Source organism: Pandoraea capi (assembly GCF_902459735.1).
Lineage (GTDB): Bacteria > Pseudomonadota > Gammaproteobacteria > Burkholderiales > Burkholderiaceae > Pandoraea > Pandoraea capi.
In genome coordinates, this window is sequence record NZ_CABPRV010000005.1 from 351,232 (window position 1) to 370,383 (window position 19,152).

Consider the following 19,152-nt stretch of genomic DNA (forward strand, 5'->3'; position numbering starts at 1 on the left):
CGCCCCCTAAAAAAGGCCGCCTGTCGGCGGCGCTTTCGTGAACGCATTGAGGCCGCCAGCAAGGCGGCTTTTCTTTTTTCTAAGGAATAAGCCATGGCCGGCGAAATCATCGACATTTTCAACAGCGACGCGTTTAGCGCGCTGACGCTCACGCAGGGCGTGCAACGCAATCCCTACCAGCCCGGCGCTCTAGGCCGACTGAACATCTTCGATCCGAACCCGATCCGAACGACGGCCGTGTCCGTCGAAGAACGCACCGGCACGCTCAAGTTGATCGGTTTCAGCGAGCGTGGCACCGAGGGTACGCAGCGCACGACGGAAAAGCGCAAGATGCGCTACTTCGACGTGCCGCGCCTGATGCACGACGATACGATTCACACCTACGAAATCCAGAACATCCGCGAATTCCCGGAAGGGCCGACGGGGCAGATCATTACCGTCCCCATGCAGCTCGAACGAGAAGTCGCGCGCCGCCTCGCCGGTCCGACCGGACTTTTGGCGAGCGTCGAATACACCAAGGAATACCTGCGTCTGGCCGCCGTTCAGGGCCTGGTGCTGGATCCGAAGGACGGTTCTGTTCTGTACAACTGGTTCGACGAATTCCAGATCACGCAAGCGACCGAGACGCCGTTCAACCTGTCGGCGGGAACGGCAAATAGCCTGCGCCCGATCATCAACGGGATCAAGCGCTATATGGCTCGCAAGGCGCAGGGGGCGTTCACGAACCAAACCCGCATCATGGCGCTCTGTGGTGACACGTTCTACGACCAGTTCTCGAACCACCCGGACGTCATCCGCACGTTCCTCAACTGGGAGGGTGCTCGCGACATTCGTGACGACTCGTTCGGTGACGCGTTTTCGTCGTTTGAGTTCGACGGTGTCACGTGGGTGAACTACCGCGGCTCGGACGACAACACGTCCGTGAAGATCGCCGACGATAAGGTCAAGTTCTTCCCGGTCAACGCCCCCGGCATCTTCCAGGAAGTGATGGCGCCGGGCGAATCCGCCGAATTCATCAACCAACCCGGCGCTCCGGTCTACGTGCTGCCGATCATCGATCGCGATCGCCGCATGTGGTGGAAGATGGAGGCGTACGCCTACCCGTTGTATCTCTGCACTCGCCCCGAAGTGCTCGCCAGCGGTCGCGCGGAAGCGTAATGCCGATCAATTGGGGCGCGGAAGTTCTGGGGCCGCTGATGGGCGTGTTCGGCGAGCCAGTGCAATACCGGCCGCGAGCTGGCGCGCCGCTTACGATCAACGGGGTATTCGACGACGCATATCAGAAGGAGATGCTTTTCTCCGATGCGTCTGTTGAACTGACGACCGTGCAGGCGGTGCTCGGCGTCCAGTTGTCCCAGTTCGACGTGCCGCCGGTGCAAAACGATCAACTGACGGTGGTGCGTACCGGAGCGTCATACGTTGTGAAAGACGTGCGAGTTGATAGTCATGGCGGCGCTAAGTTGGTTTTGAGTAAGATGGTGATGGCATGACGACATCTGCTGATATTCGAGCCCTATTCGTTCAGGCACTCAAAGGGGCGACTGATGCCGGGCAATCGGTGTTCTCGCCGTTCGACTGGCCGACGATGGACGGGGCGTACCCTTGCATTCTTGTCCGAAACCCTCGCGAGCGGAAGGAATCGCAGGGGCCGTTTCAGCCGGGATATGACGTCTTCGCTACGATGCAAATCGTCGTGAGGACGACGTCACCGGCATTGGTGGGTGATGAGGGTTCTGCTGTCGCCTTAGCAGCGGCAGAGCGGCTGCGGGCGCAGATCGAAGCCTCGTTGATCAACAACCCGCTTATCTGGAACGACTCGGCTGGCGGTGCCCTGATTGAACAGTTCACTTCCATCGATTCCGAGATTTCGACGTCGTCGGAGGGCGAAATGCCCATGGGCGAATTGATCATGAACATCGAGGTCAAGTTCTACCAAGGCCCCGAGGACTTCTTCCAGATTCCGACCGTCCCGATCGATGAAGTGCAGATTGCTGTGTCGGTCCCCGATGGCACCCCGCAATCCGGAATCATCATTCACCCCCAACTCTGAGGAGCGGCAATGTTCATCAAGCCTGCGCCGGGGATCAAACTTCGTGATCCCGAGACGAAACAATTCATCCCCGAGTCCGGATTGGAGGTCGGGGATTTTGACCTGTACTGGATCCGTCGCATCAACGACGGTGACGCCATTCGTGTGACCGCAGAAATACCCGAGCCTGCCTCGGCAAAGCCGGCCAAAAGCGCCTGAACAACTTTCGAATTGAACAACGACCCCGCTTCGGCGGGGTTTTTGTTTTGGAGAACGCCAAGTGACTGTTCCCTTTCCAAATATTCCGCAGAATCTGCGTGTCCCCCTGTTCCATGCCGATCTCGACAATAGTCAGGCAAACAGTGGGGCTTCGACGCAGCGAGCGCTGATCATCGGGCAGATCACGTCCGCTGGAACTGGAACGCCGGGCGTTCCCCAGATCTCGCAAGGCGCGACAGAGGCGAAGTCCATCGGTGGTGCTGGCTCGATGCTGGCACTGATGACTGCTGCCTATCGAAATGCCGATCCGTTCGGCGAGGTCTGGTATCTGCCGCTGGCGGACGACCCGAGCGCCGTCGCGGCCACTGGCACGATCGCCGTCACGTCTGTACCGACGGCGACGGGCGTCGTGTACCTCTACATTGCCGGGATCAACGGCGTGCCTCCGGTCACATTGACGGTCACTGCCACCCAGACGACCGCACAGATCGCCACGGCGCTCGCCGCCGCGATCAACGCTCAGTCGGATCTGCCGGTAACGGCGACAGCATCGACGTCGACCGTGACGGTCACAGCGAAGAACAAGGGGTTGGCGGGGAACGACATTGACATCCGCCTGAACTACCGAGGGGCCGCGAGTGGCGAAGCAATGCCGGCCGGTCTCGCACTGACGATCACGCAGATGTCCGGCGGCGCCGTCAATCCCGCGCTGACGACAGGGCTCGCAAACTTGCTCGACCAGGAGTTCGACTTCATTGCGTTCCCGTACACCGACGCGAACTCTCTGGACGCCATAAAGGCGTTTCTGAGTTCCAAGACCGGTCGGTGGAGCTGGAGCAAGCAGATTTACGGCCATGCCTTCTGTGGCTACCGTGGAACCCTCGGGGCGCTCACGACGTTCGGTAACGGGCGAAACGACGAGCACGTCTCGGTGATGGGTTTCAACGATTCGCCGACGGCGGCGTGGATTCTCGCTGCGGATATCGCAGGCACTGTCGCGACGTCGGTGCGTGCGGACCCGGCACGGCCTGTCCAGACGTTAGCGCTTTCGAGCTTCTTCGCGCCGCCGTTGGCGTCCCGCTTTGCGCTCAATGACCGCAACACGTTACTGTGGGATGGTATTTCGACGTTCACGGTCGCCAGCGATGGCACCGTTGCTATCGAAAACCTGATCACGACCTATCAGGTGAACAGCTTCGGTCAACCCGACGACAGCTATCTGGAGGTGGAGACGCTTTACACGCTGGCCTTTGTGCTGCGTGCGCTGCGCTCGGTCGTGACGAGTAAGTACGCCCGCATGAAGCTGGCCGCCGACGGCACGCGCTTCGCGCCGGGGTCGTCCATCGTGACGCCGGCCATCATCAAAGCGGACCTCATCGCGCAATATCAGCAGCTCGAATATGACGGGTTCGTGCAGCAGAGCACCGTGTTTGCTCAAGGGCTCGTCGTTCAGCAGAACAGTACCAACCCGAACCGTGTGGACGTGATCTATCCGGCAGTGCTGATCGCGCAATTGCGCGTCTTCGCGCTATTGATGCAGTTCCGATTGAGCTAATCCCCCCCCGATTTAACCAGGCGCCCCGAAGGCGCCTTTTTCATTTTTGGAGATTCCTCATGGCAGGTAATCCGAATCGGCTGGCGGGAACCGCCAGTCTCACCGTTGACGGGACGAATTACCTCCTAGTGGGGGATTTCGAATACAACCCATCGTCGGTGACGCGTGAGACGCTCTCGGGTCAGGATGGTGTGCATGGTTTCAGTGAGAAGCCGCGTCCGGGAACGATCTCGGCGAGCCTGCGGGACGCCGGCAACCTCACGGTCGCGGATTTGAACGCGATGGATAACGTCACCGTCGTCACGCAACTCGCCAACGGCAAAACCATCATCGGCCGGAACATGTGGACTGTCGAAGACCAGACTGCGAAGTCCACGGACGCCACCATCGAAGTTAAGTGGGAAGGCCCCCAAGTTTCGGAAACGACGAGCTGAACATGAATCAACCTGACGAAAAAACAATCCCCCTGCGCAAGCCGGTAAAACTCGGCAGCGGCGAGAGCGAAGTTGTCTACGACAAGGTCAACCTGCGCGAGCCCACGGCCGGCGAGCTGGATAAAGCAACGTCGACTGGCGGATCGAACATCGGCATCGGGATCACGCTGATCCACCTGGTTTCGGGACTGCCGAAGTCGGCCGTCGAGAAGCTCTGTCAGCGAGATTTCGCGGAGGCGAACGAGTATCTCGCGGGTTTTACCGACGATGGCCCGACGGAGTCGGCGACGCAATCGCCGACGTAACGTATTTTTTCCGTTGGGGCCCGTGTGAGGCCGAGCGCCTCGCACTTTCAAAACTTGCTTGGTGGAGAGATCAGGCCAAGCGCATTCGTCAATCACAGATGGAGGACTGATGGCTGGTAACGCGTATCAGATCACCATCACGGCCGCTGATCGAGCGTCGGCGGTGGCGAAGCGCATCGAAGCCTCGATGCAACGGATCACGAAGCCAATTGATCGGGTGACCGCGTCTTCGAAGAAGATGAACGAAGCGGCCTCAACGCTCCGGAAGCCGTTCGCCGATGTCGGTCGGTCCTTGAAGGCTCTCGGCGATGAAACCGGTGTGACCAAGGTTGCACGTGGCATTCGGCGCATTGGTTACGCGGCTGCCGATGCTGGCCGCAGCCTGCTGAGTATCGTCGCTCCGCTGGCAGGTATTGCGGGCCTCGGTTCGATCGCAGGCATTGCCTTGATGACGAACGAGTGGGGCAAGATGGGCGCCGAGGTTTTGAAAACCTCGGCGGCTATCGGTGTGTCTGCGGCGGATCTTCAGGCGTACCGGGGTGCCGCGAAGCTTGCCGGCCTCTCGGCAGATGAGATGACTGGTTCACTCAAGACGCTCGGCAAGACCATCGAGGATGCCACCTACGGCCGAAATCAGGACGCGTTCGTGATGATGCAGAAGTTCGGCATCAGCCTGCATCGCACGAAGGACGGAGCCGTTGACGCGACCCGAGCGCTCAAGGACGTAGCGAATGCGATCGTCAAGCAGAAGGGAAATGTTCAAACGCAGGCTTTGATCGCTGATGTTTTCGGTGTCGGGTCGCTGCTGCCGATGCTGCAAAAAGGCGAATCGGGCATCAATGCGTTTGTTGAGAAGGCAAAGAGCATGGGGCTCGTGCTCAGCGATGAGCAGTTGCGGCGCGCGGCGGCGTACAACGAGCAAATGATCCAGCTTGAGGCCTCCGGAACGAAGCTGAAGTATTCGTTCGGCGAGGCCATGGCACCGGCGCTCGAACGGGTGATCGGCGTCGTGCAACGCCTTGTCGATCAGTACGGAGATATCGTGGCGACGAAGGTTGCCGAGTACGTCGAGCGATTTGCCAAGTGGCTGGAGACGGTGAACTGGGATGAGACTACCCAGAAAATCACTAACTTCATCGATGCGATTGGCGGAGTGAAGGGCGTGGCAATAGCGCTCGCCGCAATCACCTTTGCGGCGCCGACCGCGGGCATTGTTTCGATCATCGCGAATCTCACATCTCTCACGGCGGTCGCCATTCCCGGGGCTGTCGCCGCGCTTGGCACTCTTGGGGTCGCAGGGCTCGCCGCATGGGGTGCGTTGAAAGTGGCGAAAGCCGCAGGATTGCCGGACACGAATTCGGCCAAGGGGGCGAGCGATGTTGCCGCCGGTAACTGGTGGGCCGCATCAACGAGCCTGCCCGCGCTGAGCTTCATTGGTGCCGGTTGGGATCGGCTCACGGGGAAGTCGAATGCAGATATCGCCGCCGGCCTTCGCCAGCAATCCGGTGCCGGCCGTGCGACGAACGAGTCGAATGCCCTGTTTTCACGGCTCGAATCGCAGTATGGATTGCCGAAGGGGCTGCTGGACAGCGTTTGGGCGCAAGAGTCGGGCCGAGGGACGAACATGCGTTCGCCTGCCGGTGCCAAAGGGCATTTCCAGTTCATGGATGCCACGGCGAAGCAATACGGCCTGGAGGATCCGGACGACCTGACCAAGTCAGCCACGGCGGCAGCGCAGATGTATCGGGATCTGTTGAAGCAGAACGGCGGTGATCTCAGTAAGGCCTTGGCGGGTTACAACTGGGGCCAGGGCAATTTGCAACGTAAGGGCATGGAGAATGCCCCGAAAGAGACGCGTAACTACGTCGATCAGGTGCAAGCCCGCATGGGCGGCACGGGCCTATACGGTAATTCTCCGCGGATCGCCGCTGCCAACCTTCCGGGGCAGTCGCCGTCGACGGTGACCGCCGACGCCGGTCGGGTGCACGTCGACGTGGTCATCCATCAGGACGGGCGTCCGGCGACGGCAAAGGTGCGATCGCAAGGCAACACAACGGCATCCGCCAAGGTGACGACGTCAAAAATGGAGGCGTTGGTGTGAGCGTAGCTGATGTGGTGAATGTCGCCGGAAGTATCGGCGGCGTGGCGTCTGCCGCCAAGGGAATCGCCTCGTCCGCGCAGAATCTGCTGAGCCTGTTCGGCAGCGGTGACTATGCCAGCAAACTGCGCAAGGCGAGTTACAACGGCGTGCCGTTTGCCGTGTTGTCGGAGAGTGGAGTGTTCGGGCGAAATGTCGTCGTCCACTCTTACCCGAAGAAGGAGACGCGCCCGTGGATTGAAGACAACGGTCTGAAGACTAACGTCCTACAGGTCACCGGTTTTCTCGTCGAGAATAGTTTGATCTACGGCGGAGGGGATGTCACCACCCAGAAGATCAACCTGCTCAACGTGATCCGTGGCGGATCGGTCAACAACACCAAGCCGCCGGGCATCGGAAAGCTGGTTCACCCGACGTGGGGTGAGATCAAGGCTAACTGCACCGAGGCCGAGATCGGCACGTCGTGGGATCGTGGTCGGGTCGTCGAGTTGCGGCTGACATTCGTGCTGGGTGGCGATCGTCTATACCCAAGCGCCACTTCCGCGACAAAGGACGCCGTAAGCACGGCCTCTTCGGCACTCACGGCAGCCTCGCTCCTCAGTTTCATCAGCAACACGCTCGACGCTATCAAGACCGGTGTGGCCGTCATTAAGGCGGCCGTGAGCGTCGCTGTGGGCTTTTACCAGATGGTGAATGGTCTGGTGCATAGCGTGCGGCGGTTCTTCAATGCGATTTCGACGCTCTCCGGAAACTTCGGGCGCCTGTTTGGCGGCGGGAACAGCGGCTACTCTGGATCTAACGGCAAAGCTCCGAAGACGGCAACGGTTGTAAGCCTGCTGGCGCAAGATTCTCAGAACGTTGCGACTGTGGCGGTCGCGGGGGCGGCGCTATCTGCGGCTGCGGTGAACGCTGGCATCAACCCGGCGGGTTTCAGCAGTGCGGCGCAAAGCTTGATGGTCGCCACGGCCAATACGGCATCTTCGCCGGCCGATGCAATTCGATTGCTCACACCGTTGGCGCGTTACACACCTCCGGCTGTTCCAGCGGGATCTGCGGTGGCCTCGGCCCAGGCCGTCGTTGCAGGCGCGACGGGAGATATTCTCCGACGGGCTGCGATAGCGCAGGTAGCCACGAGTTCGACGGCATATCAGCCGGCGTCAGCCGACGATGCCATCGATGTCCGTAACGTCATCGTGGGCCTCATCGACGCCGAGATTCAATTGGCGGCCGATCAGGGCGAGGACGATGTCTATATGTCCCTTCGGACCCTGCGAGATGCCGTTGTTACGGATTTCGACAGCCGTGGTCAAGGGCTGGCTGCTGCGACGACCTTTCAGTTCAATGGATCGATCCCGTCTCTGGCGCTCGCGAATCGAATTTACCGCGACATCGGGCGCGAAGGCGAGTTGGTGACGCAGGCGAACCCGATTCACCCGGCGTTTTGTCCTACAAGTTTCAAGGCGTTGGCGACATAACTTTGGGCATTCGGTGGTCGGTGGAAATTACCACGTATACTGGCTGCCAAACTGAATGGGCGGAGAGGAATGGAAAAAGATCGCATCGATTGGATCGAAAAAGCTGCCGTCGAAAATTTCAAAGCTCATCAAAGTGCGACGGAAGCAATCGAGAAGCAATGCACAACGACACTGACCGTTTTCTTCGCTGGTATCGGCGGAGGATTAGCTTACGGGGCAAAGGCGCTGGAGCTGCATCACTGGACGTGGCTATCAATCGGAACCTTGACTTTTACTGCGTACATCGTCGTACTCGCGGGGCTTCTAATCTGCGGATGCATGACGATTGGGGAGTACCCGCAGTTGCATAATGAGCCGGGAAACTTGCTTAATGTGCCTTCGCAATACTCTTTCGAGCAGATCAGGGTGTTCGAATTGGAGAATATGCAATCCAGAATTCAGCAGGCCATCGACCGAAATGCGAAGGTCGCTGACCGGCTGAATTGGATTAGGCTGGCAGCGATTGCCAGCCCGCTCATCTTTATTGCTTCGGCGGCTTGCTCGGCGGCGTTGGGCGCTTAGAGTTGTGGTCGTGTGTATCACGCCTAATTGGCTGTGGATTCGGAACAGGGTTCTTAGAATTACTCACGTTTTCCCCAGTATGGAATGTTAAGGGTGTAGGAGCCGGTAAACATACCAGAGAAACATAAAGCCCCTCTCAGCGGGGCTTTTTCTTTTGGGGAGTATCGAAACTCAGTTTAGCGGCTGATAGATCTGCCGCATTTCCCCGTTCACGCATTTGATAGTGACCTTGCCTTGCTTCAGATAGAGCTTTCCATCTGGGCCGGCAAGGAGCTTGCTCGTCACGTAACTTTCGGGGTAGTCGCATGAGGGTTGGACGTAGTTGCCTTTCGAGTCCCGGGCTGCCTCCACGGTGTCTGCGTTCACCCTGAAATAGGATGGCTGGCCCCGCTCATTTGAAGTTGCCAAGGGGCGGCCGGAGACGATTCCCAGTATTGGCTCACTCTGGTCCTTCGGGACATACGTCAGAGACCGATTCATGGCTTCAAATGCGGTGCCGGGCTGAAGTCTTCCGCAATTGTTCGGTAGCGGCGCGTCGGGGTGCGTTGTGGCTTGATATACGCCCTCCGAAGTAGTGCATGCAATTGACCCACCGTCCTTCACTTTGAAAATTGGCTCCGCACTTGCGTTTGTAAGAGCGAGCGCCATCCCTGACAGAAAAAGAGTGAAATTCACTGGTTAATTCTCCGATATGTCGACTGAAAACATAGCTCTAAGCATCAACAGGACCCGGTTGTCGGGGTGGACGCGTTTGCGGGTGACACAGGGAATTGAGCGGTGTCCAGGCGATTTTGAGCTGGAAATGACCGAGATTTTCCCGGGGCAGGCTCAAGACATTATCGTAAATCCCGGCGAGGCATGCGTGTTGGCGTTGAACGGCAAACCCGTTGTGACGGGATTTGTCGACCGAGTCGTTCCGAGCATCTCCGCAGACGGCCACGATATCCGGGTGACGGGGCGCGGGCAATGCCAGGACCTTGTTGACTGCGCCGCCGTCTGGCCGAACTACCAGATGAGCAACGTCACTGCATATTCGATGGCTCAACAACTGGCCGAAAAGTACTCGGTGAGCGTCAAGTGCGAAGTCGAAAACCTATTGGTGATTCCCCAGATCAATATCCTGCCGGGTGAGAGCACCTTCGATATCGTCGAGCGGACAGCCCGCTACAGCGCGCTGCTGGTCTACGAGTCGGCCGACGGCAGTCTTGTGCTGGCTCGCTCTGGTACCGAGGTGATGGCAAGCGGTATTCACGAAGGTATCAATCTCGAAGCGGCAACGGTCGAGCGATCGATGGATCGGCGGTTTTCTGAAATCGTCGTGATGTTGACCGGTACGAACAACATGCAGGATCTGAGTTCGATCAACGATCCGCATTTCGTTGCGGAAGATCCGAATGTCCCTCGTTTCCGCCGCCGCGTCATCATCGCTGAGTGCGGTGAACTTGGTTGGGAAGTGGGCAAGAAGCGCGGGTTGTGGGAAGTTGCCCGTCGCCGTGGACGCGCCGAGACGATCCACCTCACGGTCGACAACTGGCACGACGTGGCCGGCAACCTGTGGGAGCCGAATAAGCTCGTCGATGTGTTGATTCCGAGCCTGAAAGTCTCGGGTGACCAAGCGGGTACTGTGCCTGTCCGGTACCTGATTGCCGAAGTCACGTTTTCTCTGGATGAGTCTGGCACGCACGCCAATCTCACCCTGATGCCGCCGGAGGCTTTCGAGCCTGAGCCGATTTTGCTTTACCCGCAGTTCGGCGACCTCGTTGGTACCGTATTCGGTCGATAGGGGGCGATATGGGTGACATTTTCGGGCGCCTTTCGCAGCGAATCCTCCTCGGCATTGCGCGTGCGCTTGTGGCCGTCGTGCGCGATTCCGGGGGAATCCAAATCATGCAGATGAAGCTCAGTGCTTCTGAGGTGCGCGACGGCCTTCCTCGCTTCGCAGAATTCGGCTTCTCCTCGAACCCGCCAGTGGGCTCAGATGCAGTGGTAGCGTTTCTTGGCGGCGACCGATCGAAAGGGATCGTCATTGGAACGTGCCACCAGCCATCTCGCCCGCAGAATTTGAGCCCCGGCGAAACGATTCTCCACAGCCAGGACGGGAAATCGGTGTACCTAACGGCCACCGACGGGATCGTCGTGGAAGCGAAAGGTCAGCCGGTTGTCGTAAACGACGCGTCGGACGTGACGTGGAACTGCTCCGGAAAATTCACTCTGGTGGCGCCGGGTGGTGTCGAGATTGATGCGCCGTTGGTCAAGTCGAGCGGACATATGCAGGACAACTTCGGCAGTAACCCGCATACGCTGGCGGACATGCGCCAAATCTCAAATACGCACACCCATCCGGTGAAGAATGTGCAGGGTGGAAGCTCGACGGTTACAAGTGACCAGCCGAGCCAGCAGCAATAATCGTCTCGTGTTTCCTTCTTCAGGCCTCCCCAGTGGAGGCCTTTTTGTTTGGTGCGAATGGATACCTCAACCGTATGGGACTCCGCTGCGAACCGAGGTGATTGGGTTCTCGATGGAGCGTCGCTGGAGACTGGCAATGATGTCACCACCGCATTGCTGATCAGTCTGTTCACGGATCGCATGGCCGACATCGACGACATCATTCCCGACGGCACGACGGATCCGCGCGGGTGGTGGGGTGATGACGCAAATGCAGGTTCGATCGGTTCTCGGCTGTGGCTGTTGTTCCGTGAAAAGCAGACGAAGGAAACTTTGCAGCGCGCCTATGACTACATCGTCGAAGCCATCCAGTGGATGATCGACGACAAGGTCGTGGCGCGCTTCGATATCAACGTGTCTTGGATTGCTCGTGGGCAGATGGGCGCCCAAATCACGGCATACAAGCAGGACGGAGCAATTGTGCCCAACACTTTCACGTGGGCCTGGCAGGGGAATGACTGATGCCGTATCAACGACCAACGCTGACCGATCTAGAGAATCAGGTTGCGTCCGACATTGCCTCGAATGTGCCGGGCTCGAACCCACTGCTACGGTTCGCAAACCTCAAGATCACTGGAAGGGTGCAGGCCGGCCTGGCTCACCTCCATTACGGATATGTGGACTACATCGCGAAGCAGGCAGTTCCCTTTACGTCGACGGGTGAGTATCTCGCCGCCTGGGGGGCGCTACGAAATACCTTCCAGAAGCCTGCGACCGCTGCATCAGGCATCGTGCCGTTTTTAGGGGTGCCTGGAACGATCATTCCGGATGGAACGTCAGGGGCGCGGCAGGATGGTGTCACTTACACCAGTCAGGGGGACGTAACTATCCAGTCGACCGGTATAGGATCGGTATCGCTTCTCGCAGATGAGGCAGGCGCCGCAGGGAACTGCGACGCAGGTACCGTGATCACGTTGGGGATTGCGATTCCGGGTGTGCAGAGCAGTGGCACCGCTGCTGCGGCGATTACCGGGGGCGCGGACGCTGAACAGGAAGACGACTTTAGCGAAAGAGTGATGGGTGCCTACCAAGCGACACCGCAAGGGGGTGCCGCTGGCGATTACTCGACGTGGGCGCTTGATGTGCCTGGCGTGACGCGAGCGTGGGTAACTCGTAACGGATTTGGCGCGGGCACCGTCGTCATTTACGTGATGTTTGACGACGCGCAAGCGTCTCATGGTGGCTTTCCGCAAGGGACGGACGGCGTAGCGGCCGGCGAGGGATCCAGAGGAGTCGTGGCGACGGGCGATCAGCTTGCCGTAGCGAATGCGATTTATCCGTTACAGCCGGTGACTGCCCTGGTCTATGTGTGCTCGCCGATCGCGAACGCCATAAATTTCACGATAACGGGCTTGTTGACTGCATCGGCTGCTACGAAGACCGCTGTTTCAAACGCGATCGTCGGTGTCTTTCGGGGCAATGGGATGCCCGGAGGCACTATCGATATGTCGGACATCAATTCGGCCATTGGAGCGATTCCCGGAACGAGCGGATTCGTCATCACCAGTCCTGCGGGAAATATCGTGAACTCGACGGGGCAACTTCCGACACTCGGCACCGTTACCTATCTGTAAAGGAGTTGCGATGGCAGTCCCGTCACTGACGACTGACGATTTTCTTCGGGCGTTTCAGGGGCTTCTTCCGCGAGGGGCGGTGTGGCCGCGAGACCCTGATGCTTTACAAACGCGGGTTTTTCGAGGGATGTGTGGTGTCTACGCACAGAACACCGCTCGTGCAAATAACCTTCTGATCGATGCCTTTCCAGGGACCACGTTCGAACTCTTGCCAGAGTGGGAGGCAACGCTGGGGCTGCCAGACACGTGCGCCGGCGCGTCTCCGACCGTCGAAGCACGACGTGCGCAGGTGGTCGCGCGGCTGGCTGCTGTTGGAGGACAGTCCGTTGCCTACTTTACCCAGTTGGCCGCGAATCTTGGCTATGCGATCACGATCGACCAATTCGCGCCGTTTCGCTTTGGTCAGTCAACGTTCGGGTCCCAGTTCGGACGGGATGACTGGCTCTTCGCATGGCGCGTCAATGCGCCATCGTATTCGATTCGATATTTCTCTTTCGGCGTAAGCAGCTTCGGCGAGCCATTTGCGTCATGGGGAAACAACGTACTTCAGTGCGAGATTCTGGCGTACGCGCCGGCTCACACAATCCCGCTGTTCAACTATTCCTGAAGCAAATCCCATGGACCGATTGATTGCACCGAATACCGTTCCGACCGGTAGCGGCGATGCTGCGCCAGCCACTGGTACGCCGGGGCAAGCCACCGACGGAAATCCGGCCACGAACGTACCTGCAACGCGTTTTCCGTCATACGCGTTTAACGCCATCCAAGAGGAACTGGTCGCCGCAATTCTTGCGGGCGGCCTTACTCTCGATCGTACGAACAATGGGCAGTTGGCCGCTGCCATCAAGGCTATCGCGCAAAAGCAGATATCCGGCGTAGTTGGCGTCGCTCGAAACTTGTTGATTTTGGTGCCTACGGCGGCGACGTCTACTACGGTCACCGCTGACGAAGTCATCACCGAAACTGCACTCGGTGGCCTTCGGTATTGCGTCAAGAGCCTGAATGCTGCGCTGGACCTGACAAAGACAGGTATTGGTGGAATGGACACCGGTGCCGCGCCTGCCAATGGCGCAATCGCCGTGTATGCGGCGACCAATCCGTCGACGGGGGCATCCGGCGTCTTCGCGGTCAATGCAACTAGCGTGCTCGCACCCGAGGTATATGGTGGCGCGAATGCGCCGGCAGGCTATACGTCGACTGCGCTGGTGTCGATCCTTCGCACGAATGCCTCGGGCCAGATCATTCCGTGTCTTGCGCGATATCGGAGTGTCTCGATTGCGGCGATTTCACTCGCGACGTTCACTACGATCCCAGCGAGCCCGACAGCGCTTCCCATCTCAAACGTCAGCCCTAACGTGAAATCGCTGTCTGTCGCTTCGCAGACGAGCACGGGGGCGAACTCGGCCGCGAATTTTACGCTGAGCGCGAGTGCCGGTGGTATTGGCGGCGCGTCGTACTTTGCGCCGATCGCCAATTCACTGAACCCGGACACGAAGCCGGTGCCGTTGCAAAGCAGCGCGTCTATCTACTATTCCGGCACCGTGACCGGCTCGATCTCGTGCGGCCTCACCTACACCGGTTATACCTTCTGAGGTCCATATGATCACGACCATCTGGATGGAATTTTCCGACTCGGAAATGCAGCACGCTATCGCTTGCTGTGGTGAGCCGCTGCCGCCTGATTTATACGAAGAGCGGCACTTCGCGTCGATGCCGTCGGACGATCCGCGCTACGACGCCTGGTTCAACATGCTGCCCGAGCCGCTGCGCGTTGGCATGGTCGTCCCGGGGGAGTAACCGATGCCGAGAATCTCGTTCATTCAAGCGGGAAGTGTGCCGAATCTGTTGGCCGCTCTGGACATGATCGCGTGGTCCGAATTTACCTCTCGCATTTCTGCGTCGGACGATGGCTACAACGTCATCGTGGGCGGCGGGTTGTTTCAGGGATATGCCGATCACCCGAGGCAATCGGTATGGATCAAGCGCTTCAATGTCTGGTCGACAGCGGCGGGCCGGTATCAGGTGCTCTCGCGATACTACGACGCCTATAAGGCACAGCTTGCGCTGCCCGACTTCTCGCCCATCAGTCAGGACCGCATCGCAATCCAGCAGATCAAGGAGCGTGGCGCGCTTGCCGACATCGGGGCAGGGCGAATTCAATCGGCAATTTCGAAATGCCGAAACATCTGGGCGAGCCTGCCCAACGCTGGCTACGGCCAACACGAAAACACACTCGACCAGTTGCTCGATGCCTATCGGCGTGCGGGTGGCGTCATTGCTTCGTAACCGGGGAACGATCGATGGAAGACCACAAGACAGCCTGGACGATTCTGGGCCTGTTGGTGTTAGGGGCTGCTATGGGACTCGGGAAACTTCTCGTCAGCGACGAGGTATTGACGTGGCGGCTGGTCATCGGCCGCGCGATCTTGGGGGCCGGTGCATCGATGATCGCCGGAGTAGCGCTTATCCAGATCCCGGACATTCCGCCGCTCGCGCTGCTGGGTATCGGCAGCGTGCTCGGCACGGTGGGCGCGCAGTTCATCGAACTTCAGTTGAAGCGTCGCGCGGGCCTGTTCCGCGGCGACCGGGGGTAAGCGATGTCGGTCACCGATACCCATGAAGAGAAAGAAACGCTCGCCATCGACGTGCTGTTGCCGGGGCACGATCCACGCACGACAACGCCGTTGTTCACGCACACCCGTCTTACGCTCATCGAGCGCGAGGGTGGCCGGTGTTTCGTGTGCGGCGGCACCGAGCAGGATACGGGCCATCCGCTTGAGGCCCATCACCATCCGATCGAGCGCTGCACCGCCAACATGATCGACTGGCCGCGCCTGGCCGAGGACTGCCGCGCGGGAATCTGGGGCGAGCATGCTCGGGCCTTCGACTGGGACGGATTCCTCGCGGTAACGCCGCTCGACCCGTACCGGTTCGTCGACGACATGACCGTCAACGGGATGCTGCTGTGCAAAGAGCATCACGTCGGCAAGGGGGAGGGCATCCATATGCTGCCGCTTCCTTTGCTGATCGCTCAGAAATACGCCGTCGAGGGCTATCAGTTTACCCCCACGGAAATCATCCACCACCACGAGAAGGACGAATCAGCATGAGCCAGACATCCAGCGTCGTTACCGGCGGCATCACGATCAGCGCCGCAACCCTTCAGCCCGCGGTGAGCTGGCTGCTCAGTCAGACGTTCCATACACCGGTGCCGGATACCGTGTCGGCACTCGTCACCGGCCTCGTTGCCGCCGCTGTGCATGTCGCGCTGAATGAGCTTTCGCGACGTTACGGTTCGGCCAGCACGCCGCCGATGGGCGCCGCGCAGTGATTCGCGTCGCGCTCGGGTGCGCCGTCAGCGTCTCATTGGTCGCGTGTGCGGGTAACGCGCGCTACGAAATACGGCCGTTCTACGACTCAGCCGGCCGGCTCGTCTGCTGCCAGGCGTCTGTCTCAAGCAGCAAGGATGTCGGCGCCGTCACCGTGCGCGTCAGTAACACCGCAGACGGTTTCACCCTCGATTTCGCCGAGACCGGCGTATCGGCCAGCGCGCCGATCACCGCCGGCGGTGGCATCGCTTCGAGCATCACCTCGGCAGTAACCAGTGCGGCAGCCGCCGCCGTCAAACTCACCACCCCGTAAGGATTCCACCATGAAGCGTTTTGCCTTTGTGGCCGCACTCGCGGCCATGCTTTCGCTCGCCCTCGGCGCTTGCTCGACTACCGGTCAGTCGGTCCAGACGCCGGCGCAAGTCGCCGCGCGCGTATGTCCCCCGGTTCAGATCGCCATCACCTCTCTCGGCCAGATCAACGGCCTGTCGGACGCCGCGCTGCGAGCGCTCGATGATGCGCAACCCGTTGTGTCGGCGGTGTGCGCGGCCGGCGCAACCGCCGACGCGGTGAATTTGCAGGTACTGGCAACGACTGGCTTGCCCGCGATCATCGCGGTCGTGAAGGCGTCACCGCTGTCGGCACAAGATCAGGACCGCATCATCATCGGCGTGACGACGGCCCAGATCTTGCTGACGGCCGCGATTGCCGCGTGGCCGGCCGACGTGCCCACGGCGAACGGCGGGGCGGCGTCGCAATGAGCCGTTTCCTGTCGAAGCTCGTAATGGAAAACGCCACCGGCTGCGATGACGGCCGGTGGCGTTTGGCGCGAGCGCTCGTGTATGAGTCGGATGTAGCCGAGCAGACGTTCGTCGTGCCGCGTGGTTTCGTCACCGATCTTGCCTCGGTGCCACGCCTTCCCCTCGTTTATCTGCTGACGGGCGGCACTTCCAACGAGGCGGCCGTCGTGCATGACTGGCTTTATTCGACGCAGCCGGTATCGCGCGCGATCGCTGACAAAGTGCTGCGCGAAGCGTCGGCGGTCACATGCGTCCCTGCGTGGCGTCGATGGCTGATGTACTGGGGCGTGCGCCTCGGCGGCGCGAGCCACTGGAACGTGCCACAGCGGAGTTGAAGAGTTACCGGCTATTCCTGTATATTCGAAAAAAAAATGGATAAATCGGGATGCTTAATAATCAAAAACAGAAGACTTCAGCGCGAAAGCTGGCATTTTTTCTGATATCTTCATGCGTAAGCGGACTTGGCTTTGCGCAATCACCGAACGATTCGGCGATCTGTACAGGGATGACCGCTATCGTGGCTACCTGGCAATGTGGCGAAGCTGCCGACGGTGCAACGTGCACGTTATGGGGCGTTGATGCCGCACGAGCGGGGAAATGGACCGAAAAAGGCCTTTTCGTTATCGAGGGACCAAAGTCTGTGAAGCAAGTCAGTTACGCTGAGGCATGTAAAAATGGTCGCTGCTCGCGGCCAGTGTATGCCATCTGTTCAACACCCGTCATATCGGGGAAGCCGACTGCGTTCGACGCTCTTCTACACCCCGGCTCATAAGGCGCGCGGCGCCAACACCTAGGCGGCCCTCAAATCTGAGGGCGCCGGCCGATCGCGAAATCTTATCGTCTTACGTCGCGGGCATTTTCTCGTGGCTTCTCCCACCACTCGTCCCAATCCGCACCGTAGCGGATGTCGCTCATCTTTGGTGCCCGTTTGAGTAAAGCGGGGCCGTCCATCCTCGGGTTCACGGCATGCTTCGTAACCTGTGCCCACTCGAAGGCATTGCCCATCATCGTTCGATTGGCGAGCACAAATTGTTCGTGCGGTACCAACCCAGGATCGAGCCAGAAACGGGCGTGCTCACCGGGAACGGTGACGGGCACGCGCGGCGCCAATTCGGCCAACATCCCGGGCGCCGGGGCGAGCAATACGGCGACCTTCTTCACGGTGCAATGCACGACCGGGTCACCGAGCGCCAACAGGAACACCGGCTTTCCGTCGCGCGGACGAACGTGCCATGCTTCCTGGTCATCGCCTTTTCCCCGAATGACAGTCCACCCGCACGCACATACCAACCGGCGTCGCGTCAGCCATGCCTCGCTGAAGTAGGGCTTATCAGGCGCTGTTTCGACCTGCGCGAATGGCTGCGGTCCGAATTGCTTCCCGAGCTCGTTATCCGGAGCGTAGCCCCAATTCGACCAGCCGATTTCCACTTTCCCGGATTCTGCTCGATATACGGTCATCAGGCTTTCACCGGGCATGCGGTTGAATCCGGGCCACGTATCACCCTGATAGTCCTTTGTGACACTCCCCGTCGCGCCCAGCGCTGCCGCGTAATCGGCCCGACTGCGTGCGCAAACGATCCGGATGTCCGGTGCGTCGCCGCTATGCCGTCGCATGTTCGTCGAGCAGCGGCACGCTGCCGTGCTGAAAGAGGATCTTCGGCGAGTCCATGCCGCCTGTGTCCGGGTCGATCTGGACTTCGTAGGCCGCGACGCCTGCATGCCGTGTTCGCATCGAGTGCGCCACACGCACGGCGCCAACGCTCGTGCCGGCTGGCCGCACCTCTATGGGCAGCAAATCGCCGCCAGATCCTTTACGGAAGGGGACGACGACAAATCGGGTGGTGTGTGGATCTCGCATGGTGGCCTCCCTCGTGGTGCTGGTGAGGGGGTAAACTAGCATAAATACTGTATAAAAACACAGTATTTTGGGTTTTCAATTTTCCCGCTATCTTTTGAACCGCAGCACTGGCGGACGCGTACACACGCGTCCGGTCGTTTTCAGTAGTACGCAAATTGCGGCGTTGAGTAGGGGCCACCAATGTTAGAGGACCGGCCTGCCGACGTGATGTACGCGAGGAGTGATGACAGATGGCAGCCATTCTTTCTTTCCCGTATAAGGGCTATCGAATTCTCTGTACAGCCATGCCTGCACCGAGTGGTGACTACCGAGGTGTGGCTGAGATACTGAGGGTGGCCGACGCCGGGGCTATAGGTGATGGTGCGAGCCGGGTGAGCAAAGTGGGCGGCGCTGTTCACAGCAATGAGGCGACAGCGATGGAATCGGCGGCGAAACTGGCGAAGGAATGGATAGATGAAGCTTGGTAACCG

At 59.6% G+C, this 19,152-nt stretch carries 27 protein-coding genes; 25 read left to right on the forward strand and 2 right to left on the reverse strand.

What is annotated here, in order from left to right; all coding sequences use genetic code 11:
- Window positions 1-93 precede the first annotated feature (93 nt).
- From PCA20602_RS13535 to PCA20602_RS13655, 24 genes are all read left to right on the forward strand, one after another.
- Window positions 94-1,158: a major capsid protein gene (locus PCA20602_RS13535; RefSeq protein WP_150721654.1), complete on the forward strand. Its 1,065-nt coding sequence runs from the start codon at window positions 94-96 to the stop codon at window positions 1,156-1,158.
- Complete coding sequence (locus tag PCA20602_RS13540) at window positions 1,158-1,490, forward strand: head-tail joining protein (RefSeq protein WP_150721655.1); 333 nt, start codon at window positions 1,158-1,160, stop codon at window positions 1,488-1,490. Before PCA20602_RS13535 ends, PCA20602_RS13540 begins: the two co-directional genes overlap by 1 nt.
- Complete coding sequence (locus tag PCA20602_RS13545; protein ID WP_150721656.1) at window positions 1,487-2,050, forward strand: ABC transporter permease; 564 nt, start codon at window positions 1,487-1,489, stop codon at window positions 2,048-2,050. The genes PCA20602_RS13540 and PCA20602_RS13545 overlap by 4 nt, the downstream gene beginning before the upstream one ends.
- Window positions 2,051-2,059: 9 nt before the next feature.
- Window positions 2,060-2,248, forward strand: a complete 189-nt coding sequence (locus tag PCA20602_RS13550) for a DUF2635 domain-containing protein (RefSeq protein WP_150721657.1) — start codon at window positions 2,060-2,062, stop codon at window positions 2,246-2,248.
- A 61-nt stretch (window positions 2,249-2,309) separates the two neighbouring features.
- Window positions 2,310-3,803 carry a phage tail sheath subtilisin-like domain-containing protein gene (locus PCA20602_RS13555; RefSeq protein WP_150721658.1) on the forward strand — a complete coding sequence of 498 codons (1,494 nt, stop codon included), beginning with the start codon at window positions 2,310-2,312 and terminating at the stop codon, window positions 3,801-3,803.
- Between the two features lie 59 nt (window positions 3,804-3,862).
- Complete coding sequence (locus tag PCA20602_RS13560; protein WP_150721659.1) at window positions 3,863-4,237, forward strand: phage tail tube protein; 375 nt, start codon at window positions 3,863-3,865, stop codon at window positions 4,235-4,237.
- 2 nt (window positions 4,238-4,239) lie between these two features.
- Window positions 4,240-4,542 (forward strand): phage tail assembly protein, encoded by a 303-nt coding sequence (locus PCA20602_RS13565; protein ID WP_150721660.1) that lies wholly within the window; start codon window positions 4,240-4,242, stop codon window positions 4,540-4,542.
- A gap of 109 nt (window positions 4,543-4,651) precedes the next feature.
- Window positions 4,652-6,643, forward strand: a complete 1,992-nt coding sequence (locus PCA20602_RS13575) for a transglycosylase SLT domain-containing protein (RefSeq protein ID WP_150721661.1) — start codon at window positions 4,652-4,654, stop codon at window positions 6,641-6,643.
- A complete protein-coding gene (locus PCA20602_RS13580; RefSeq protein ID WP_150721662.1) occupies window positions 6,640-8,115 on the forward strand; it encodes a DNA circularization protein in 1,476 nt (491 codons plus the stop codon). Before PCA20602_RS13575 ends, PCA20602_RS13580 begins: the two co-directional genes overlap by 4 nt.
- 69 nt (window positions 8,116-8,184) lie before the next feature.
- Window positions 8,185-8,676: a hypothetical protein gene (locus tag PCA20602_RS13585; RefSeq protein ID WP_150721663.1), complete on the forward strand. Its 492-nt coding sequence runs from the start codon at window positions 8,185-8,187 to the stop codon at window positions 8,674-8,676.
- Window positions 8,677-9,367: 691 nt separating this feature from the next.
- Window positions 9,368-10,459 (forward strand): phage baseplate assembly protein, encoded by a 1,092-nt coding sequence (locus PCA20602_RS13590; protein WP_150721664.1) that lies wholly within the window; start codon window positions 9,368-9,370, stop codon window positions 10,457-10,459.
- 8 nt (window positions 10,460-10,467) lie between these two features.
- Window positions 10,468-11,082, forward strand: a complete 615-nt coding sequence (locus PCA20602_RS13595; protein WP_150721665.1) for a phage baseplate assembly protein V — start codon at window positions 10,468-10,470, stop codon at window positions 11,080-11,082.
- 57 nt (window positions 11,083-11,139) lie between these two features.
- Window positions 11,140-11,583: a phage GP46 family protein gene (locus PCA20602_RS13600; protein ID WP_150721666.1), complete on the forward strand. Its 444-nt coding sequence runs from the start codon at window positions 11,140-11,142 to the stop codon at window positions 11,581-11,583.
- A complete protein-coding gene (locus PCA20602_RS13605; protein WP_150721667.1) occupies window positions 11,583-12,695 on the forward strand; it encodes a baseplate J/gp47 family protein in 1,113 nt (370 codons plus the stop codon). The genes PCA20602_RS13600 and PCA20602_RS13605 overlap by 1 nt, the downstream gene beginning before the upstream one ends.
- 10 nt (window positions 12,696-12,705) lie before the next feature.
- Window positions 12,706-13,302, forward strand: a complete 597-nt coding sequence (locus PCA20602_RS13610) for a YmfQ family protein (protein ID WP_150721668.1) — start codon at window positions 12,706-12,708, stop codon at window positions 13,300-13,302.
- Window positions 13,303-13,312: 10 nt separating this feature from the next.
- Window positions 13,313-14,287, forward strand: a complete 975-nt coding sequence (locus PCA20602_RS13615) for a hypothetical protein (protein WP_150721669.1) — start codon at window positions 13,313-13,315, stop codon at window positions 14,285-14,287.
- Between the two features lie 7 nt (window positions 14,288-14,294).
- The gene (locus tag PCA20602_RS13620) at window positions 14,295-14,492 is read left to right on the forward strand and encodes a hypothetical protein (protein ID WP_150721670.1); all 198 of its coding nucleotides are present in this window, start codon (window positions 14,295-14,297) and stop codon (window positions 14,490-14,492) included.
- Between the two features lie 3 nt (window positions 14,493-14,495).
- Window positions 14,496-14,981 (forward strand): glycoside hydrolase family 24 protein, encoded by a 486-nt coding sequence (locus tag PCA20602_RS13625; RefSeq protein WP_150721671.1) that lies wholly within the window; start codon window positions 14,496-14,498, stop codon window positions 14,979-14,981.
- A gap of 14 nt (window positions 14,982-14,995) precedes the next feature.
- On the forward strand, window positions 14,996-15,289 hold the full coding sequence (locus PCA20602_RS13630; protein WP_150721672.1) for a phage holin family protein: 294 nt from the start codon (window positions 14,996-14,998) through the stop codon (window positions 15,287-15,289).
- 3 nt (window positions 15,290-15,292) lie between these two features.
- Window positions 15,293-15,805, forward strand: a complete 513-nt coding sequence (locus tag PCA20602_RS13635; RefSeq protein ID WP_150721673.1) for a hypothetical protein — start codon at window positions 15,293-15,295, stop codon at window positions 15,803-15,805.
- A complete protein-coding gene (locus tag PCA20602_RS13640; RefSeq protein ID WP_150721674.1) occupies window positions 15,802-16,026 on the forward strand; it encodes a hypothetical protein in 225 nt (74 codons plus the stop codon). Before PCA20602_RS13635 ends, PCA20602_RS13640 begins: the two co-directional genes overlap by 4 nt.
- Window positions 16,023-16,337, forward strand: coding sequence for a hypothetical protein (locus tag PCA20602_RS13645; RefSeq protein ID WP_150721675.1), 315 nt, complete (start codon window positions 16,023-16,025; stop codon window positions 16,335-16,337). Before PCA20602_RS13640 ends, PCA20602_RS13645 begins: the two co-directional genes overlap by 4 nt.
- 10 nt (window positions 16,338-16,347) lie before the next feature.
- The gene (locus PCA20602_RS13650; protein ID WP_150721676.1) at window positions 16,348-16,785 is read left to right on the forward strand and encodes a hypothetical protein; all 438 of its coding nucleotides are present in this window, start codon (window positions 16,348-16,350) and stop codon (window positions 16,783-16,785) included.
- Window positions 16,782-17,159, forward strand: coding sequence for a DUF1353 domain-containing protein (locus PCA20602_RS13655; protein ID WP_150721677.1), 378 nt, complete (start codon window positions 16,782-16,784; stop codon window positions 17,157-17,159). The genes PCA20602_RS13650 and PCA20602_RS13655 overlap by 4 nt, the downstream gene beginning before the upstream one ends.
- A gap of 499 nt (window positions 17,160-17,658) precedes the next feature.
- Here PCA20602_RS13655 and PCA20602_RS13660 read toward each other — a convergent pair whose 3' ends face one another.
- Window positions 17,659-18,438 carry an SOS response-associated peptidase family protein gene (locus PCA20602_RS13660; RefSeq protein WP_174981098.1) on the reverse strand — a complete coding sequence of 260 codons (780 nt, stop codon included), beginning with the start codon at window positions 18,436-18,438 and terminating at the stop codon, window positions 17,659-17,661.
- Window positions 18,425-18,556, reverse strand: a complete 132-nt coding sequence (locus tag PCA20602_RS26215; RefSeq protein WP_281354660.1) for a hypothetical protein — start codon at window positions 18,554-18,556, stop codon at window positions 18,425-18,427. Before PCA20602_RS26215 ends, PCA20602_RS13660 begins: the two co-directional genes overlap by 14 nt.
- 356 nt (window positions 18,557-18,912) lie before the next feature.
- Here PCA20602_RS26215 and PCA20602_RS13670 point away from each other — a divergent pair, with 356 nt between their 5' ends.
- The gene (locus PCA20602_RS13670) at window positions 18,913-19,149 is read left to right on the forward strand and encodes a hypothetical protein (protein ID WP_150721680.1); all 237 of its coding nucleotides are present in this window, start codon (window positions 18,913-18,915) and stop codon (window positions 19,147-19,149) included.
- Window positions 19,150-19,152 lie beyond the last annotated feature (3 nt).

Bases quoted from the DNA above. Each gene is read 5' to 3' on its own strand.
- PCA20602_RS13535 (WP_150721654.1), top strand. From the start codon at position 94: ATGGCCGGCGAAATCATCGACATTTTCAACAGCGACGCGTTTAGCGCG.
- PCA20602_RS13540 (WP_150721655.1), top strand. From the start codon at position 1,158: ATGCCGATCAATTGGGGCGCGGAAGTTCTGGGGCCGCTGATGGGCGTG.
- PCA20602_RS13545 (WP_150721656.1), top strand. From the start codon at position 1,487: ATGACGACATCTGCTGATATTCGAGCCCTATTCGTTCAGGCACTCAAA.
- PCA20602_RS13550 (WP_150721657.1), top strand. From the start codon at position 2,060: ATGTTCATCAAGCCTGCGCCGGGGATCAAACTTCGTGATCCCGAGACG.
- PCA20602_RS13560 (WP_150721659.1), top strand. From the start codon at position 3,863: ATGGCAGGTAATCCGAATCGGCTGGCGGGAACCGCCAGTCTCACCGTT.
- PCA20602_RS13565 (WP_150721660.1), top strand. From the start codon at position 4,240: ATGAATCAACCTGACGAAAAAACAATCCCCCTGCGCAAGCCGGTAAAA.
- PCA20602_RS13575 (WP_150721661.1), top strand. From the start codon at position 4,652: ATGGCTGGTAACGCGTATCAGATCACCATCACGGCCGCTGATCGAGCG.
- PCA20602_RS13585 (WP_150721663.1), top strand. From the start codon at position 8,185: ATGGAAAAAGATCGCATCGATTGGATCGAAAAAGCTGCCGTCGAAAAT.
- PCA20602_RS13590 (WP_150721664.1), top strand. From the start codon at position 9,368: ATGTCGACTGAAAACATAGCTCTAAGCATCAACAGGACCCGGTTGTCG.
- PCA20602_RS13595 (WP_150721665.1), top strand. From the start codon at position 10,468: ATGGGTGACATTTTCGGGCGCCTTTCGCAGCGAATCCTCCTCGGCATT.
- PCA20602_RS13600 (WP_150721666.1), top strand. From the start codon at position 11,140: ATGGATACCTCAACCGTATGGGACTCCGCTGCGAACCGAGGTGATTGG.
- PCA20602_RS13605 (WP_150721667.1), top strand. From the start codon at position 11,583: ATGCCGTATCAACGACCAACGCTGACCGATCTAGAGAATCAGGTTGCG.
- PCA20602_RS13610 (WP_150721668.1), top strand. From the start codon at position 12,706: ATGGCAGTCCCGTCACTGACGACTGACGATTTTCTTCGGGCGTTTCAG.
- PCA20602_RS13615 (WP_150721669.1), top strand. From the start codon at position 13,313: ATGGACCGATTGATTGCACCGAATACCGTTCCGACCGGTAGCGGCGAT.
- PCA20602_RS13620 (WP_150721670.1), top strand. From the start codon at position 14,295: ATGATCACGACCATCTGGATGGAATTTTCCGACTCGGAAATGCAGCAC.
- PCA20602_RS13625 (WP_150721671.1), top strand. From the start codon at position 14,496: ATGCCGAGAATCTCGTTCATTCAAGCGGGAAGTGTGCCGAATCTGTTG.
- PCA20602_RS13630 (WP_150721672.1), top strand. From the start codon at position 14,996: ATGGAAGACCACAAGACAGCCTGGACGATTCTGGGCCTGTTGGTGTTA.
- PCA20602_RS13635 (WP_150721673.1), top strand. From the start codon at position 15,293: ATGTCGGTCACCGATACCCATGAAGAGAAAGAAACGCTCGCCATCGAC.
- PCA20602_RS13640 (WP_150721674.1), top strand. From the start codon at position 15,802: ATGAGCCAGACATCCAGCGTCGTTACCGGCGGCATCACGATCAGCGCC.
- PCA20602_RS13650 (WP_150721676.1), top strand. From the start codon at position 16,348: ATGAAGCGTTTTGCCTTTGTGGCCGCACTCGCGGCCATGCTTTCGCTC.
- PCA20602_RS13655 (WP_150721677.1), top strand. From the start codon at position 16,782: ATGAGCCGTTTCCTGTCGAAGCTCGTAATGGAAAACGCCACCGGCTGC.
- PCA20602_RS13660 (WP_174981098.1), bottom strand. From the start codon at position 18,438: ATGCGACGGCATAGCGGCGACGCACCGGACATCCGGATCGTTTGCGCA.
- PCA20602_RS26215 (WP_281354660.1), bottom strand. From the start codon at position 18,556: ATGCGAACACGGCATGCAGGCGTCGCGGCCTACGAAGTCCAGATCGAC.
- PCA20602_RS13670 (WP_150721680.1), top strand. From the start codon at position 18,913: ATGGCAGCCATTCTTTCTTTCCCGTATAAGGGCTATCGAATTCTCTGT.